We start from the raw sequence: 16377 nt of genomic DNA, 5'->3' as shown, positions 1-16377 counted from the left end.
GAGGAAGTAACTCATGGCTCGTGTAAAGCGTGGCGTCATTGCCCGTAAGCGTCACAAAAAAATTCTGAAACTTGCTAAAGGCTACTACGGCGCGCGTTCACGCGTATTCCGTGTTGCCAAGCAAGCGGTAATCAAGGCAGGCCAATACGCCTACCGTGACCGTCGTCAGAAAAAACGTCAGTTCCGCGCTCTGTGGATCGCTCGTATCAACGCTGGTGCTCGTGTTAACGGTCTGTCCTACAGCCGTTTCATTGCCGGCCTGAAAAAAGCGTCCATCGAGATCGACCGTAAGGTTCTGGCTGATCTGGCAGTGAACGAAAAAGCGGTGTTTGCCGCGATTGTCGAGAAAGCTAAAGCCACCTTGGCTTAAGTACCCCCGACAGTCACCCTGGGTTACTCCTGTAGCCTAAGGTGGTAAACGTCATAAATAGGGGAAGAGCCTTCAAGCTCTTCCCCTATTTTGTATCTGGAGTCTGTACATGGAAAACCTGGACGCGCTCGTCGCTCAAGCTCTTGAGGCTGTGCAAAGCGCTGAAGATATCAATGCCCTGGAGCAAATCCGGGTTCACTACCTTGGCAAAAAGGGTGAATTGACTCAGGTGATGAAGACCCTGGGGAATTTGCCGGCTGAAGAGCGCCCGCAAGTCGGTGCGCTGATCAACGTCGCCAAGGAGCGTGTCACAGAGGTTCTCAATGCGCGCAAGGCGTCGCTCGAGGGGGCCGAGCTTGCGGCCAAACTCGCCGCCGAGTCCATTGACGTCACCTTGCCGGGCCGTGGCCAGGCCTCGGGCGGTCTGCACCCGATCACCCGGACTCTGGAACGTATCGAGCAGTTCTTCACCCATATTGGCTACGGCATTGCCGAAGGCCCTGAGGTCGAAGACGACTATCACAACTTCGAGGCGCTCAACATCCCAGGTCATCACCCGGCCCGGTCGATGCACGACACCTTCTATTTCAATGCCAACATGCTGTTGCGCACCCATACCTCGCCGGTACAGGTCCGCACCATGGAAGCGAACAAGCCGCCGATCCGCATCGTCTGCCCAGGCCGTGTGTATCGCAGCGACTCCGATATCACCCACTCGCCGATGTTCCACCAGGTCGAAGGCCTGCTGATTGATCGCGACATCAATTTCGCCGACCTCAAAGGCACCATCGAAGAGTTCCTTCGTGTGTTCTTCGAGAAAGAGCTGGCGGTACGTTTCCGTCCATCGTTCTTCCCGTTCACCGAACCTTCCGCTGAAGTCGACATGGAATGCGTGATGTGCAGCGGTAAAGGCTGCCGTGTCTGCAAACAGACCGGTTGGCTGGAAGTGATGGGCTGCGGCATGGTGCACCCCAACGTGCTGAGCATGTCCGGTATCGACCCGGAAGAGTTCTCGGGCTTTGCCTTCGGCATGGGCGTTGAGCGTCTGGCCATGCTGCGTTACGGCGTGAACGACTTGCGTCTGTTCTTCGACAACGACTTGCGGTTCCTCGCGCAATTTCGCTAGTCGTAACGAATCTTTAGGAGAGCAGGATGAAATTCAGTGAACAATGGCTGCGCGGCTGGGTAAGCCCGCAGGTAGATCGCGACGAGCTGGTTGCCCGTCTGTCGATGGCCGGTCTTGAGGTCGATAGCGTTACACCGGCCGCCGGTGTTTTCAGTGGCGTGGTGGTAGGCGAGGTGCTGAGCACCGAGCAGCACCCGGATGCCGACAAGTTGCGTGTGTGCCAGGTCAGCAATGGCGTCGAAACCTTCCAGGTCGTGTGCGGAGCGCCTAATGTGCGCCCGGGCCTGAAGATTCCGTTCGCGATGATTGGTGCCGAGCTGCCTGGCGACTTCAAGATCAAGAAGGCCAAGCTGCGTGGCATCGAGTCCAACGGCATGCTGTGCTCCCAGGCTGAACTGCAGGTGGGTGAGGGCAATGATGGCCTGATGGAGCTGCCGGCCGATGCGCCAGTGGGCCAGGACATTCGCGTCTACCTTGATCTGGAAGATGCCAGCATCGAGGTCGACCTGACCCCGAACCGTGGTGATTGCCTGTCGCTGGCTGGGCTGGCCCGTGAAGTGGGCGCGCTGTACAACGCACCGGTCACCCGTCCGGTGGTTGCTGCCGTGCCTGCGGTGCACGACGAAGTACGTCCGATCGAAGTGCTGGCACCCAATGCCTGCCCGCGTTACCTGGGCCGGGTGATCCGCAACGTTGATCTCTCCAAGCCAACGCCACTGTGGATGGTTGAGCGCCTGCGGCGCGCCGACGTGCGCAGTATCGACGCTGCTGTCGACATTACCAACTACGTGATGCTGGAGCTGGGCCAACCGCTGCATGCCTTCGATCTCGCCGAGATCAACGGCGGCATTCGCGTACGCATGGCTGAAGAAGGCGAGAAGCTGGTCTTGCTTGACGGCCAGGAAGTCGCCCTGCGCGCCGATACCCTGGTGATCGCTGACCATTCCCGCGCTCTGGCGATTGCCGGCGTAATGGGCGGTGAGCACAGCGGTGTGTCCGAAACCACTCGTGACGTGTTCCTTGAAAGCGCGTTCTTCGACCAGATCGCCATTGCTGGCAAGGCCCGTTCCTACGGCTTGCACACCGATGCCTCGCACCGTTACGAGCGTGGCGTGGATTGGAAGCTGGCCCGCGAAGCCATGGAGCGCGCTACCGGCCTGCTGCTGGAGATCACCGGCGGCGAAGCCGGCCCGATCACCGAAACCGTCAGCGAGCAATACCTGCCGTCCGTGGCGCCGATCACCCTGCGCGCCAAGAGCGTTGAGCAAATGCTTGGCCTGGTAATCGAACCTGTTGAAATCGAACAACTGCTGTCGGCTCTCGGCCTTGGCATTGCTGCCAGCGGGGAAGGACAGTGGCAGGTTGAAGTGCCAAGCCATCGTTTCGATATCAGCCTGGAAGTCGACCTGATCGAAGAGTTGGCTCGCCTGTACGGTTACAACCGCTTGCCGGTTCGTTACCCGCAAGCGCGCCTGGCGCCGCAGCCCAAGGCAGAAGCGCGTGCGCACTTGCCTGAGCTGCGTCGCCTGCTGGTTGCTCGTGGTTACCAGGAGGCGGTGACCTACAGCTTCATCGATCCTAAGCAGTTCGAACTGTTCAACCCAGGCGTTGAGCCGCTGTTGCTGGCCAACCCGATCTCCAACGACATGGCGGCGATGCGTTCGTCCCTGTGGCCGGGCCTGGTGAAAGCACTTTCCCACAACCTCAATCGCCAGCAAGACCGTGTGCGCATGTTCGAGAGCGGCCTGCGTTTCGTGGGGCAGCTGAACGGCCTGAAGCAAGAGCCGATGCTCGCCGGTGTGGTGTGCGGTAGCCGTCTGCCGGAAGGTTGGGCGCAGGGTCGTGATGCCGTGGACTTCTTCGACGTCAAGGCTGACGTGGAAGCGGTACTGGGTTTTGCCGGGGCACTGGATGCGTTCACGTTTGTGCCAGGCAACCATCCTGCGCTGCACCCGGGGCAGACTGCACGCATCGAGCGCGAAGGCCGTCTGGTCGGCTTTGTGGGGGCCATTCACCCCGAGCTGTCGAAAACCCTGGGGCTCGACCGTCCGGTCTTTGTATTCGAATTGGTGCTGGCTGAAGTCGCTACGGGCAAGATGCCTAAATTCAGCGAGTTGTCGCGCTTCCCTGAAGTGCGTCGTGACCTGGCCCTGATCGCCGACCGCGAAGTCGCCGCCACTGCTGTTATGGATGTAATTCGTGAAAATGCAGGGGAATGGCTGACAGACCTCAGGCTATTTGACGTCTATCAGGGTAAAGGCATTGATCCGCATAGAAAAAGCCTTGCAGTTGGCTTGACCTGGCAGCATCCATCGCGCACTCTTAATGATGATGAGGTGAATGCCACGACACAAAATATCCTCACCTCGCTCGAACAAAGGTTGAACGCCACGTTAAGGAAGTGACGTATGGGGGCTTTGACGAAAGCTGAGATGGCGGAACGTCTGTACGAAGAGTTGGGTCTGAACAAGCGCGAGGCCAAGGAATTGGTCGAGCTGTTTTTCGAAGAGATCAGACACGCTCTGGAAGACAACGAACAGGTCAAATTATCCGGTTTCGGCAATTTTGACCTGCGGGACAAACGCCAGCGGCCTGGCCGCAATCCAAAAACGGGAGAAGAAATCCCGATCACGGCTCGCCGTGTGGTCACCTTTCGTCCAGGGCAGAAGTTGAAGGCCCGAGTTGAGGCTTATGCTGGAACCAAGTCATAACGACGAGCTACCCGTCATCCCAGGCAAACGCTACTTCACCATTGGTGAAGTCAGCGAGCTGTGTGCGGTAAAACCGCACGTGCTGCGCTATTGGGAGCAGGAGTTTCCTCAACTCAACCCCGTCAAACGCACCGGGAACCGTCGGTATTATCAGCGCCAGGATGTGCTGATGATCCGACAGATCCGAGCGTTGCTGTATGACCAGGGGTTCACCATCAGCGGCGCGCGCCAGCGTATGTCGGGTGATGAAGCCAAAGACGACACCACCCAGTACAAGCAACTGATCCGCCAGATGATCTCCGAACTCGAGGATGTGCTGGTGGTTTTGAAAAAATGATTCAGGCTTTTAAAATACTTCCACATTTCAAAAGCTTGCGGTATATTCCTGATCGCTTCGTTGCGAAGCGAACCCAGTAACACGCCTAGTCGGGGCGTAGCGCAGTCCGGTAGCGCACTAGCATGGGGTGCTAGGGGTCGAGTGTTCGAATCACTCCGTCCCGACCATATTATTCAATGACTTAGCCGAACTTTTACCAGTTCGGCTTTTTCATGCGTAGGGACTTTTGCGGGGGATCATCCCAATTTCCTCCTCAAGATCGTCAGCGCTGGCCCGCGAGAGTCAGTTGCCGATACTTTGTTCGCAGCCTCAATCAGATGCTGCAGCTCCGGGGTAGAGTAGTGGCTCGTAATGCTGCCGTTCTTATGCCCCAACAACGCTTTCCGATCCTCCTCCGTCACGCTCGCTGTACGTAGCCTTCTGCCAAAGGTGTGCTTCAAGTCGTGAATCCTGATCGATCTGAATCCGGGGTGTGCTGGCGTCTGTTGGGCCTTCTCCCACTTGTCCGCTGCTCGCACCCTGGCTTTCTTCCAGGCCGAATCATTCATTCGATGCATCGCGGTTGGCACGAACTGATCTGGCTGTCCATATGGGAACACCAGGTCTCGGTGTAGGCCGCGTTGGCCATCGACGATGGACATCGCCACATTGTTCAGGATCACCAGTCGTTCATCGCCGTTCTTCACCCCTGCTTTTTCACTCTGCCTGCCGAATCCGGCAGGTATCAGAAACACGCTGGTGTTCAGGTCCGGCACCCGTATTTCCCAATCCCATCGCAACTTGCACACTTCCTGCTCCCGGCAACCCGTGTTCACCTTATAGAGGGCCATCCTCAACAGATGGTCGGGCAGCTCAGGGAACAACAGGGCCTGCTCTTCCCAGGACATCGGGTAGGGCTTGCGGCTCGACTTCTTCTCCTCAAGCATCGAGATCATCGGCACGCTCTCCATCCGCGGCCGCTTTTCAGCATCGCGCCACTTTCGGTGGCACAGGTTCAAGATCCTGGCCACACGCTGCAGGGCAATGTTGACCTTCCTGTTTGATACGCCTGGCTTGACCTTCCCTTTGTCCGTCTTGCTTGGCCGCTGCCGGTCCCGAATAAATGGGGCCAGCGTCCCGTCATCGATGTGCGTGATCTGCAGATCGCCGATGTACGGGTCAAGCTGTTCGATGTGGGAAGCGGAAAGGCCGATCGATGCTTGGTCTTTGAACTCCACCAGGAACCAGGTGGCAGCCTCACGCTAGGTTCGCACCTGGCGCACGCCGTATATCTTTTCCTGCCGCAGCTTTTCCGGCCGATGAATCAAGTACTGCTCGGCTTCTTCCCTCTCGCTTGCTCCAGTGCTTTCTTGAAGTCGGCTACCTCTGACGACCTTGTCGATGTGCCAAATCCCGTTTCTCTGGTAGAGGCCCGACATTGTTTTTTGCGCCATTGTTTTGCTCCTTGGCGCCCACTGCGGGGCGAATTGCTGTCCTGATCGGCCTGCTTTTCAATTGCCATGGACTCGGCCCAGGAATCCGCCCACTGATCCAGTTCGATCCGGTCGAAGCCAGCGCCCTGTTTCCCAATGGGAAATTCACGGACATTTGGCCTGACCGTTTTGTTAAATTCTTCCCGGCACATGCCCAGGTACGCAGGGGTCGTTGACGCTCTCAGGAAGCGCGGCGCGGTCTCTTTGGTTGGTAACGCAGTTGACTTGGCCATGGAATCATCACTGTTCGATAGAGGAAGTTGTTTGCACCGACTTCCTGACGGGAAAGGCTTCGCCTTCCCACTTGCCGGGTTTGCCACGTATCGCGCCGTGCAGGTCGTAACGGTGAGGCTTCTTGCTGGCGAATAGCTTTTCACACGCCTTTAGAAGGGCCTTCTCATCTTCTACTGCCAATAACTCCTGGCCGGCTATCGAGCCCACCTGAATCCAGCCGGATTATCGCGCCCGTAGTTTTCCGTTTTGAATAGGCGATAGCGGTTACGATGCCCGGTGCCGGGCGATGAGGTTTCGGTGTTCATGTAGAACGCGACGCCATCAAGACGCACTCGAAGTACTGTCTTAGCCATGGGGCGCACCACCTTGAAAGTGGTCGGCCAGTACTCGGCGTGCGTCGATCCCGCACGATGCTGACATGACGATTGGTTCGCTGCACAACAACTTGACTGTTCGCACATTTCTGATGGATATCGGGTCTACTCATTATCTTCAATGGCCATCCAGGCTGCGATTCTTGGACAGGGCGTTGTGTTGGCACAATATTCAATGATTGCCAACGCCCTAACGGATGGGCGTTTAATCATGCCGTTCGCCCAAGGGCTGCAAATGCCCTCGTCGTATTTTTTAGTGGGTGCCAAAGATGCTTTCGATAAAACTCACTGCCGTGACTTCCATCGGTGGCTGGTAGCTCGTGGGCGAGATCAGATGACAGTCAATGAGCAACTGTTGACCCGCCCATAAGTAAAAAAGAATCCGTATGAAGGCATTCTTGATCGATCGCTACGGCATGTAATGGGCGAATTTGCATGACGGAAGATTCGATTGCGCTCCTGAATTGCCCCCCGGCGAATAACTCGGCATCAGGGGAGTGAGGGATATACGGATTGCCCCAGGTACCGGTTGTCAGAACGTACCCGTAAGCCAAATTCAGTACGCTCCACGGCTGCGACCAGAACCGGACGCTCAACAGGAAACTGGTAGCGCTGCTCATGGTGGTTGAGGATCCTCATATGCTTCTGAGGGCTTAAGGCTCATCCCCATCCCCGATGGATGACAAGCTTATTACATTATTCATATATATTTTTTGCAGCATTTCTGAGCAGTCCCCGCCGAATTCGTATCTCATGAGCCCCTTAGAAATGAGCTTTAACGAGCTTATGTCCGGCAGGAAGGGGGGCGTTTTGGGTTTTTTTTGCTGAGGTGGCTTTCTATCTTATGCGGAAAGCCATATATTCGAAAAATCGTATATGAGCTGAGACTTCATCAGGACCGGCAACGCCCCTGTCCTGCCTGGTCAAAAATAAGCACTGAGAAATTCTATGGTCGACCATCTGACACCCACCGCTGTTTTCAAATGCCTGGCTGACGACACCCGTGTCCGCACCATGCTGCTCATCACCCGTGAAGGAGAGCTTTGTGTGTGTGAGCTGACCTGCGCGCTGAACCAGAGCCAGCCAAAAATTTCCAGGCATCTGGCTCAACTGCGTACTTGTGGGCTGTTGTCGGACCGTCGGCAAGGCCAATGGGTGTATTACCGGCTACACCCGAACCTGCCTGACTGGGTTCATCACGTGCTCACCACCGTGCTCGATAGCAATAAGCATTGGTTAAGCCCCGATGCCAGGCGCCTTGATGAAATGGGGGAGCGTCCCGAACGTGCAGTGGTGTGCTGTGAAAGCAAAACTGCCTGATTCCGCCCCTGGATTCTGTTCTTCCCCAAGCAGTCGAACGGTCACAGACAACAGCAACGGAGCACAACAACATGACTATCAAAGTAGGCATCAACGGTTTTGGCCGGATCGGTCGTCTCGCGCTGCGCGCCGCCTGGAATTGGCCAGAGTTCGAGTTTGTACAGATCAACGATCCAGCGGGTGATGCGGCGACACATGCACACTTGATCAACTTCGACTCGGTGCATGGCCGTTGGAACAATCAAGCCAGCGCCGAGGGCGACAGCGTCGTCATCGAGGGTAAACGGATCCATGTCACGGCCAACAAGGCGATTGCCGACACCGATTGGTCGGGCTGCGATCTGGTGATTGAGGCCAGTGGCAAGATGAAAACCGTCGCGGTGCTTCAGGCTTACCTCGACCAAGGGGTGAAACGTGTGGTGGTCTGTGCGCCGATCAAGGAGCAGGGCGCCTTGAATGTGGTGATGGGCGTTAACCAGCACCTGTTCGATCCGGCGCAGCATCGTATCGTCACCGCCGCCTCCTGCACCACCAATTGCCTGGCGCCGGTCGTCAAAGTGATCCACGAGAACTTGGGCATTCGCCACGGCTCTATCACCACGATTCACGACCTGACCAACACCCAGAGCATCCTCGACCAGCCCCACAAGGACCTGCGCCGGGCACGTGCCTCGGGGATGAGCCTCATCCCCACCAGCACCGGTTCGGCCACCGCCATTGCGGAAATTTTCCCCGAACTGCGCGGCCGCCTGAATGGTCACGCCGTGCGAGTGCCGCTGGCCAACGCCTCGCTTACCGACTGCGTGTTCGAAGTGGAGCGCGCCACCTCGGTGGATGAGGTGAATGCGTTGCTCAAGGCGGCGGCAGAAGGTGCGTTGAAAAATATCCTCGGCTATGAAGAGCGCCCATTGGTGTCCATCGACTACCGCACGGACCCGCGTTCATCGATCATCGATGCGCTGTCGACGATGGTGATCAATGGCACGCAAGTGAAGATCTATGCCTGGTATGACAACGAATGGGGTTACGCCAACCGCGCGGTCGAGCTGGCCAGGCTGGTCGGTTCGGCCGGTTGACAGGGAGAGATCATGAGCGCGTTGTCAGCCCTTTCCCCATCCGTGCGCCAGTACCTATTGGTGACCGGCAATTACTGGGCCTTTACCCTCACCGACGGCGCCTTGCGCATGTTGGTGGTGCTGCACTTTCACGCGTTGGGCTACAGCCCGCTTCAAATCGCCGTACTGTTTCTGTTCTACGAGCTGTTTGGCGTGATCACCAACCTGGTGGGGGGCTATCTCGGCGCCCGTTTGGGCCTTAACCGCACCATGAATATCGGGTTGGGCCTGCAGGCCGTGGCGCTGCTGATGCTGACGGTTCCCGGCGCCTGGCTGACCCTCCCTTGGGTGATGGGCACTCAGGCGCTGTCGGGGATCGCCAAGGACCTGAACAAGATGAGTGCCAAAAGCGCCATCAAACTGCTGGTACCGGATGGGCAGCAGGGCACACTCTACAAATGGGTCGCGATCCTGACCGGCTCGAAGAACGCGCTCAAGGGCGTCGGTTTCTTTCTGGGCGGAGCCTTGCTGGCACTGCTCGGCTTCCAAGGCGCATTGCTGGCCATGGCGGGGGTACTGGCGCTGATCTGGCTCAGCAGCCTGGTCCTGCTGAAGAAGGACTTGGGCAAAGCCAAGGCCAAGCCCAAGTTTCGTGACATCCTGTCCAAGAGCCGGGCAATCAATATCCTCTCTGCGGCGCGGATGTTCCTGTTCGGTGCCCGTGATGTCTGGTTTGTGGTGGCCTTGCCGGTGTACCTGAGCAGCGTGTTCGGCTGGGATTTCTGGAAGGTCGGGGGCTTCCTGGCGGCCTGGGTGATTGGCTACGGTATCGTGCAGTCCTTCGCGCCCAACATCACCGGCAAAAAGCGTGGGCAGGTACCGGATGGGCGAACGGCGTTCATATGGGCACTGGCGCTGGCGGGCCTGCCTGTGGCCATCGCCTTGGGGCTGACTACCGGGCTGTCGCCACAAGGGGTGCTGCTCGGCGGGCTGATGGTGTTTGGCGCGCTGTTCGCGGTGAACTCGTCGCTGCACAGCTACCTGATCGTGTCCTATGCCAAGGAAGATGGCGTGTCGCTGGATGTGGGGTTTTATTACATGTCCAACGCCATGGGGCGGTTGATCGGCACGGTGTTGTCCGGTTGGGTTTATCAGGTGTATGGGCTGCCAGCGTGCTTGTGGATCTCGAGCGGCTTCGTGTTGCTTGCGGCACTGATTTCGATCGGTTTGCCCAGGCATGCCGAGGCGATATGAAACAGGGGTGAGCCTCTTCGGTGCGCCGCACCCCGCCCAACCCCGACGACGCACTGCCAGGCCTAGACCTTGAAGCGCTCTACCAGCCTTTCCAGTGCATGGCCCAATCGTGCCAGCTCGTTACTTGACGTCGCGGTTTCTTCGCAGGCATTTGCTGTCTGGTCGGAGATGTCGCGGACACGGATCACGCTGCGATTGATCTCTTCGGTGACCGCGCTTTGCTGTTGCGCCGCCGTAGCGATCTGGTGATTCATGGATTGAATGATGGAGACTTTGCCCGTGATGTTCTCCAGCGCGCTGACAGCACGGTGGGTGCATTCCACGCTGCCTTCGCTGAGGACCATGCTGCTTTGCATGCCCGAGGCGACGGCATGCGTGCCGCTTTGTACGCCGGCGACCAGGTTTTCGATTTCTTCGGTGGAGCGCTGGGTGCGCAGTGCAAGGTTGCGTACTTCGTCCGCCACTACCGCAAAACCGCGTCCGGCCTCTCCGGCGCGGGCGGCTTCAATCGCCGCGTTCAACGCCAGCAGGTTGGTTTGTTGGGCCACGGCCTTGATCACGTCGAGTACGCCGCCGATCTTGTCACTCTGTTCCTGCAGATGCCGTACGGCCTCCGCCGACTGCTTGAGCTCCTGCGCCAGGCTCTGGATCTGCGCAATCGCTTCACCCACGATCTGCTCGCCCTCGCAGGCTTGCTGATCGGCGCTGGACGCGGCGGCCGATGCTTCTGCTGCATTGTGTGCGACGTCGTGCACGGTCGCGGTCATCTCGTTCATCGCGGTGGCGACATGGTCCGTTTCGACTTTCTGGTTGCTGATGCCTGCGTTCGTTTGCTCGGTAACCGCCGACAGCTCTTCAGCAGCGCTGGCAACCTGGATGACACCGGATCGAATGCCCTCGATCAACTCATGAAGATTGAGCATCATCTGCTGAAGACCGGACTGTAATTGGCCCAGTTCATCACGTCGGTCAACCTGCACCGGCTCGCTCAAATCTCCCCCGGCGATGCGGTTCACCGCCTGGAGTGCATGGTGTAACGGGTTGACGATTTGCCGTGTAATGACCCACGCCGCGAGTGTACCCAGCAGTAATGTCAAGGCCGCGACCAACCCCAGCGAGGTCTTGACGGACGCCGCGTCGGCATCGCGTTTGGCGTTCTGCGACTCAATGAGTTGTTGCGTCGTGTCGAGCAGCAGGTCACCCAACTGCCCCATGCGTGCGAACAGGGGGGCCTGGTCCACGTTGGGGGTCGCCAGGTCATGCAGCCGTTGCCCGTACTCCTTCACCGCATTTTCCTGCTGTTGAATCAAGGCTTGATCAAGCGGCGAGATGAAATGCGCCTTGATACTGTGCAGATGGGTCGCAAGGTCATTCAGGGTTTGCTGCAAAGGCTGATAGGCATTTGGTTGGGTCTGTGTACCGATGCGTAAACGAGTGATGCGCAAGTCTTTAGTGTAATCGCTGATCTGAGCAATTTTTTCAATCTTGAGGCCGCGATCGGTCAATGTAACAACGGCATACCAGCCGGTAGCGGTCAGCAATAATGCAAGCCCTAATATCAGCCCGAACCCCCAACTTAGTTTTGCGCTGACGCGAATATTGCTGATCCATCCGAACATACAGGCTCCAGGGAGTAACGTGGGTTGATTAATCATTGATGTCTTGATTGTCGAGCATGATCCACACCTTTAAAGAGGCGTCTTTTTCAATGCCGACTACACCGCGTTATGCTTTAGTCGAATAGTCGGGAAGAGGTTATTCCGGGCAGCGCGCTCCCAGGTCGGCAACACGTAAGAAATGCAGGGTACGCAGGAATGGTTCAGACCCCGATCGCTTTTTTCAGATACGAGAAAAGCTGGTCCTGGCAGGCTCTGTATTGGTTTTCCAGGTTATCGACTTCCCACATGCGGGCCAGCCATACCTCATCACATTCAGCCTCCAGATGATTGACGGTTGTCATCCACGAAACTTGAGCCTTGGCGGTCGCCTGGAGTAACTGCAATAGTTCGCCATTCACCGGTAGTGTTTTCAGTGTGGTTTTTTTCAGCGACATAAAAACCCTGGGATACATGCAGTCGTTAGGTGAATTTTATGCCGCGCACTATAAGGGCTCGCCCCGTGCAGCCATATTCGACTAATGGCTAACGAAAGAGTGTCTCAATAGTTGCGTATTAGTTTCAGGTATTCATTCGGTTTATAAAGCTTTTAATATTGAAGGCGCAATGCTTCACAACCAACGCCGACTCCGTGCTAATCCCCCGCGGCGCCACTCAAAAAAAACTGAACCTGGCCAGTTTTCCCGCAACCTAATGAGGCATAACACTGGAGGTGTCTTATGCAAACCCTGTATTTCTGGATCGGCCTGGCGGTCATTCTGGTGTTGCTCGACCTGTGGGTGCTCAACAGTGTATGGCGAAGCGACAACTCATCGACAAGCAAAGCGGGATGGACCGCGGTGGTAGTGCTGCTGCCTTTTGCAGGGCTGGCGATATGGGCCATTGCTGGCCCTCGCGGTGTCACCAAAGGCCCGTCCTCTGCAGAGCATAGCAAGGGCTGAAGCGAGGGCGGCATATGAAGGAACCAGCGCCCGGCGATCTGCGTGACCGCTGCTATCCGGTCCGGGAAGACATGGCCTTGCAACACAAGGTCTGGCGCTTCGAGCGCGTGGGCTGGTATGCATTGCTGCTGCTCATCGGGCTGACAGTGGCGGGCCTGTTCTCCAAGGGGCCTTTGAGTACTGCTGAAACGCGCAGTGCCGACGGCAGCTTGCGCGTGGAATATCAGCGGTTCCTGCGCAATGGGGCCTCCGATGTGCTGGTGATTCATATCGCTGGCAGGGCGCGTGAAGTGCTTGAGGTGCAGATCAAGGGCGAGTGGCTGCGTGGGTTCGAGGTTGAAATGCTCCAGCCACCCCCGATCAAGGCGAGTGCGGCGGGCGAGGGCGTGACATTTTGGGTGCTCGGCGATAACCACGGGCAGGCGGTGCTGCACCTGGCCCTGCGCAGCGACGGTGTGGGCCGCTTTGATACTCAGGTAGCACTGCCACAACACAGCGCATCCGTGCGCCTCTCTCAATTCATTTACCCCTAGGTGCGGCCATGGACTCGGTATTGCGCGCGGCAGCCATTTACCTGGTATTGATGGTGCTGTTCAAGATTGCTGGCCGGCGCTCTCTGGCGGAGCTTACGACCTTCGATCTGGTGCTGCTGATGGTCATCGGCGAGGCCACTCAGCAGGCGCTGTTGGGTGACGATTTCTCGTTGACCAACGCGGTTCTGGTCATCGCCACGCTCATCGCCATCGACATCGGTTTGTCACTGATAAAACAACGTTCACCCTGGTTCTCTCGCCTGGTGGACGGCGGGCCGACCGTGCTGGTAGAGCACGGCCACGTGCTCTACGAACGGCTCAAGCGGGTGCGATTAGACGAAGACGACATTCTCGAAGCCGCGCGTTCGGCCCAGGGCATTCTCGAGGTCAAGCAGATCAAGTTTGCGATTCTTGAGCGCAACGGCAAGATATCTGTAATCCCCTATGAATAACTGGGTACCTTCACACCGCACAGTGCACCGCCCTTTGTCGCAGTGTTACTGGTGATCCCGCTGCCCGGAATTGGGGCGTTTTCTGAGCCATTTGGTAGCACATTCCTACGCCGCCTGTGCGCAAGCCGCTCTGCCTGCGTGAGCTCTTTCATCAGAATCAAACACTTGGCTCGCGCTGCGGCAGTTGGCACGCATCCTGCTTTTTTGTATCTGTGGATAATTGGATACAAAAATTCAGAAGGTGCTGCCAATGCAATTTGCCCCTGCTTATGTTGACCGCCAGCCTCTGACCGCCGAGGAGGAGGCCTATAACTTCCTGCTTGGCGCCATTTGCAGTGGCCGCTACCGCAAAGGCGACCGGCTGATCGCTGAAGACATCGCCAGCGAGATCGGCATGAGCCGCATGCCGGTACGCGAAGCTTTCCGCCGCCTGGATGCCCAGGGCCTGGTGACCTTGCGGCCCAACCGTGGCGCCATCGTCAGCGGCCTGGATATCGACGAGCTGCACGAAGTGTTCGAGATGCGCAGCGCCCTCGAGGGCCTGGCGGTACGCGTCGCGGTCAGCCGGATTGGCGAGCGTCAACTTGCCGCGCTGGAGCGCCTGCTCGACGAGATGGATGACTACCGTGATGAAGGCGCCGCGTGGGTCAGTCGCCACCGTGCCTTCCATGAAAAGCTGTGCAGCTTCAGCGGCCGCCCGCGCTTGATGAAGCAGATTTCGGCGCTGTATTCGCTGGTGGAAGCGCCCATGCGCTTGTGGCTGCAACATAGCGAAAAGCCCCTCAGCGCGCGCCAGGAGCACGCGGTGATCCTCGACGCGATCCGCGCCGGCGACGCCGCCCGCGCCGAAGCGGTGGTGCGCGAACACATCGAAGGCACCGTGCCGGCGCTGATTCAATTCCTGCAATCCGAACAATAAGAAAACTGCTGTGTTTTGACGTTGAGTCCTGCCCCGTTATTTAACGAACTGGAGTGTCTGGTCATGCATAAACAACGCCGCGCCTTGCTGATGGCTGTAACCCTTGGTCTCTGTACGCAATGGGCGTTTGCCGCGCCCCAAGTGCCGGAGCGCCTGCAGAAAGTCGACAAGCTCACCTACTGCTCGGGGATGGATTCACCGCCCCTGGTGTCCTTCGACGAAGCCCAGAAACCGCGCGGGCTCACCGTCGACCTGGGCCTGGAAATCGCCAAGCGCCTGGGCAATAAAACCGTGCAATGGCGGGTGATTCCGTTCTCCGGGCTGGTGCCGGCGTTGCTCGCCCAGCAGTGCGACATGATCGTCGACCAGTTGTTCGACAAGCCTGAGCGCCGGCAAGTGATCGACATCGTCAACTACATGTACTCCAGCCAGTCGGTGGTAGTGCCCAAGGGCAACCCCAAGGGCATCAAGACCCTGGATGACCTGTCCACGCACAAGGTGGCGGTGCTCAACGGCTCCACCATCAAGACTCTGCTCGACACCCAGAACGACAGCCTGGTCAAGGCCGGCAAGCCACCGATGAAACTGGTGGTCTACAACACCGACACCGATGCCTTCCAGGCCCTGCGCATCAGCCAGGTCGATGCCTACGGCACCACCGTGGAAACCGCCGGCTACTACGCGGCGATGGCCCCGGAGCTGTTCCAGGAAGGCGTGCCCGCGTTCAGCCGCATCCTCACCGGCCTGGGCATGCGCAAGGACGATCCGCAACTGACCGCCGCCGTGCAGCAGATCATCAGCGACATGCGCAGCGACGGCAGCTATGTGCAATTGCTCAACAAATGGCATGTCAGCAGCGACACACTCGACTGAGGTTCTACAACGATGAATTTCAATTGGGATGTGTTCTGGCAGTACCTGCTGCAACCCAGTGGGGTGTACCTCACCGGGCTGTGGCTGACGTGCCTGATCAGCGTGCTGGCGATGTTGCTCGGTTGTGCGCTGGGCCTGGCGGCGGCGCTGTTGCGCTTGTCGAAGAACCCGCTGTTGCACCTGCCGGTGCGCTTTTACGTGTGGCTGATGCGCGGTACGCCCTTGCTGGTGCAGATCGTGTTTTTGTACACCGCACTGGCAGCGGGCGGGATCTTCCGCTTCGAAGACATCGAGCTGTTCGGCCTGATCGTGCCCGGCAATATCCAGGCGGCCATCATCGCCCTGGGCCTCAACGAAGGCGCGTACATGGCCGAAATCATCCGCGCCGGCATCGGCGCGGTGGACAAGGGCCAGTACGAAGCCGGACGTTCCCTGGGCATGGGGTTCGGCAAGCTGATGCGGCGCATCGTGCTGCCCCAGGCGTTTCGCGTGATCGTGCCGCCGCTGGGCAATGAGTTCAACGTGATGCTCAAGAACACCACCCTGGTCAGCGTGATCGGTGTGCAGGAGCTGCTGCTCAGCACGCAGATGATCACCTCGGCGACCTTCCGCGTCTTCGAGCTGTACCTGGTGGTTGCCCTGTACTTCCTGACGCTGACTACCCTGTGGGGCTTTTTCCAGCGCTGGCTCGAAAACCGCTTCGGCCAGTCCGACCGGCCTTCGGCGCCACCGCCGGCCGCCAGCCGCATGTTCGGGCGCAGCACCCTGAAACTGCTGAGGGGACGTTAAC

At 58.1% G+C, this 16377-nt stretch carries 17 protein-coding genes, 1 tRNA gene and 1 pseudogene; 15 read left to right on the top strand and 4 right to left on the bottom strand.

What is annotated here, in order from left to right:
• Nucleotides 1-13: 13 nt before the first annotated feature.
• From rplT to AB4O05_RS22425, 6 genes are all read left to right on the top strand, one after another.
• Nucleotides 14-370, top strand: coding sequence for a 50S ribosomal protein L20 (gene rplT / locus AB4O05_RS22450; protein ID WP_007913489.1), 357 nt, complete (start codon nt 14-16; stop codon nt 368-370).
• Between the two features lie 109 nt (nt 371-479).
• Nucleotides 480-1496: a phenylalanine--tRNA ligase subunit alpha gene (pheS, locus tag AB4O05_RS22445; RefSeq protein ID WP_460135232.1), complete on the top strand. Its 1017-nt coding sequence runs from the start codon at nt 480-482 to the stop codon at nt 1494-1496.
• Nucleotides 1497-1522: 26 nt separating this feature from the next.
• Nucleotides 1523-3901, top strand: a complete 2379-nt coding sequence (gene pheT / locus AB4O05_RS22440) for a phenylalanine--tRNA ligase subunit beta (RefSeq protein ID WP_460135233.1) — start codon at nt 1523-1525, stop codon at nt 3899-3901.
• Between the two features lie 3 nt (nt 3902-3904).
• Complete coding sequence (ihfA, locus tag AB4O05_RS22435) at nt 3905-4207, top strand: integration host factor subunit alpha (RefSeq protein WP_002553164.1); 303 nt, start codon at nt 3905-3907, stop codon at nt 4205-4207.
• Nucleotides 4188-4544: a MerR family transcriptional regulator gene (locus AB4O05_RS22430; protein ID WP_003174972.1), complete on the top strand. Its 357-nt coding sequence runs from the start codon at nt 4188-4190 to the stop codon at nt 4542-4544. The genes ihfA and AB4O05_RS22430 overlap by 20 nt, the downstream gene beginning before the upstream one ends.
• A gap of 90 nt (nt 4545-4634) precedes the next feature.
• Nucleotides 4635-4711: transfer RNA gene (locus AB4O05_RS22425), tRNA-Pro, on the top strand.
• Between the two features lie 69 nt (nt 4712-4780).
• Here the strand turns inward: AB4O05_RS22425 and AB4O05_RS22420 are convergent.
• Nucleotides 4781-5962, bottom strand: a pseudogene (locus AB4O05_RS22420) (tyrosine-type recombinase/integrase).
• Complete coding sequence (locus AB4O05_RS22415) at nt 5848-6249, bottom strand: hypothetical protein (RefSeq protein ID WP_460135234.1); 402 nt, start codon at nt 6247-6249, stop codon at nt 5848-5850. The pseudogene AB4O05_RS22420 and the gene AB4O05_RS22415 overlap by 115 nt, the downstream one beginning before the upstream one ends.
• A gap of 1323 nt (nt 6250-7572) precedes the next feature.
• On the opposite strand from AB4O05_RS22415, the gene AB4O05_RS22410 reads away from it, so the two are divergent.
• The 3 genes from AB4O05_RS22410 to arsJ all read left to right on the top strand — a co-directional run bounded on the left by AB4O05_RS22410 (nt 7573) and on the right by arsJ (nt 10253).
• A complete protein-coding gene (locus tag AB4O05_RS22410) occupies nt 7573-7944 on the top strand; it encodes a metalloregulator ArsR/SmtB family transcription factor (RefSeq protein WP_460135235.1) in 372 nt (123 codons plus the stop codon).
• Nucleotides 7945-8015: 71 nt separating this feature from the next.
• A complete protein-coding gene (locus AB4O05_RS22405) occupies nt 8016-9020 on the top strand; it encodes an ArsJ-associated glyceraldehyde-3-phosphate dehydrogenase (RefSeq protein WP_460135236.1) in 1005 nt (334 codons plus the stop codon).
• 12 nt (nt 9021-9032) lie between these two features.
• Complete coding sequence (gene arsJ, locus AB4O05_RS22400) at nt 9033-10253, top strand: organoarsenical effux MFS transporter ArsJ (protein WP_460135237.1); 1221 nt, start codon at nt 9033-9035, stop codon at nt 10251-10253.
• Nucleotides 10254-10315: 62 nt separating this feature from the next.
• Here arsJ and AB4O05_RS22395 read toward each other — a convergent pair whose 3' ends face one another.
• Together AB4O05_RS22395 and AB4O05_RS22390 are read right to left on the bottom strand one after the other, a co-directional pair.
• Complete coding sequence (locus AB4O05_RS22395; protein ID WP_460137517.1) at nt 10316-11872, bottom strand: methyl-accepting chemotaxis protein; 1557 nt, start codon at nt 11870-11872, stop codon at nt 10316-10318.
• Between the two features lie 200 nt (nt 11873-12072).
• Nucleotides 12073-12306 (bottom strand): hypothetical protein, encoded by a 234-nt coding sequence (locus AB4O05_RS22390; protein WP_460135238.1) that lies wholly within the window; start codon nt 12304-12306, stop codon nt 12073-12075.
• Between the two features lie 282 nt (nt 12307-12588).
• On the opposite strand from AB4O05_RS22390, the gene AB4O05_RS22385 reads away from it, so the two are divergent.
• The 6 genes from AB4O05_RS22385 to AB4O05_RS22360 all read left to right on the top strand — a co-directional run bounded on the left by AB4O05_RS22385 (nt 12589) and on the right by AB4O05_RS22360 (nt 16376).
• Nucleotides 12589-12810, top strand: coding sequence for a PLDc N-terminal domain-containing protein (locus AB4O05_RS22385; RefSeq protein WP_460135239.1), 222 nt, complete (start codon nt 12589-12591; stop codon nt 12808-12810).
• 14 nt (nt 12811-12824) lie between these two features.
• Nucleotides 12825-13343, top strand: a complete 519-nt coding sequence (locus AB4O05_RS22380) for a hypothetical protein (protein WP_460135240.1) — start codon at nt 12825-12827, stop codon at nt 13341-13343.
• A gap of 8 nt (nt 13344-13351) precedes the next feature.
• Nucleotides 13352-13795 (top strand): DUF421 domain-containing protein, encoded by a 444-nt coding sequence (locus AB4O05_RS22375; RefSeq protein WP_460135241.1) that lies wholly within the window; start codon nt 13352-13354, stop codon nt 13793-13795.
• Between the two features lie 250 nt (nt 13796-14045).
• On the top strand, nt 14046-14714 hold the full coding sequence (locus AB4O05_RS22370; RefSeq protein ID WP_460135242.1) for a GntR family transcriptional regulator: 669 nt from the start codon (nt 14046-14048) through the stop codon (nt 14712-14714).
• Nucleotides 14715-14777: 63 nt separating this feature from the next.
• A complete protein-coding gene (locus tag AB4O05_RS22365) occupies nt 14778-15587 on the top strand; it encodes an ABC transporter substrate-binding protein (RefSeq protein ID WP_460135243.1) in 810 nt (269 codons plus the stop codon).
• Between the two features lie 12 nt (nt 15588-15599).
• Nucleotides 15600-16376, top strand: a complete 777-nt coding sequence (locus AB4O05_RS22360; RefSeq protein ID WP_248078967.1) for an amino acid ABC transporter permease — start codon at nt 15600-15602, stop codon at nt 16374-16376.
• Nucleotide 16377 lies beyond the last annotated feature (1 nt).

The sequence above is a fragment of the Pseudomonas sp. S1_G07 genome, from assembly GCF_054668565.1.
Note: the sequence above shows the minus strand (reverse complement) of the source record. Positions and strands in the feature narration are given on the sequence as shown.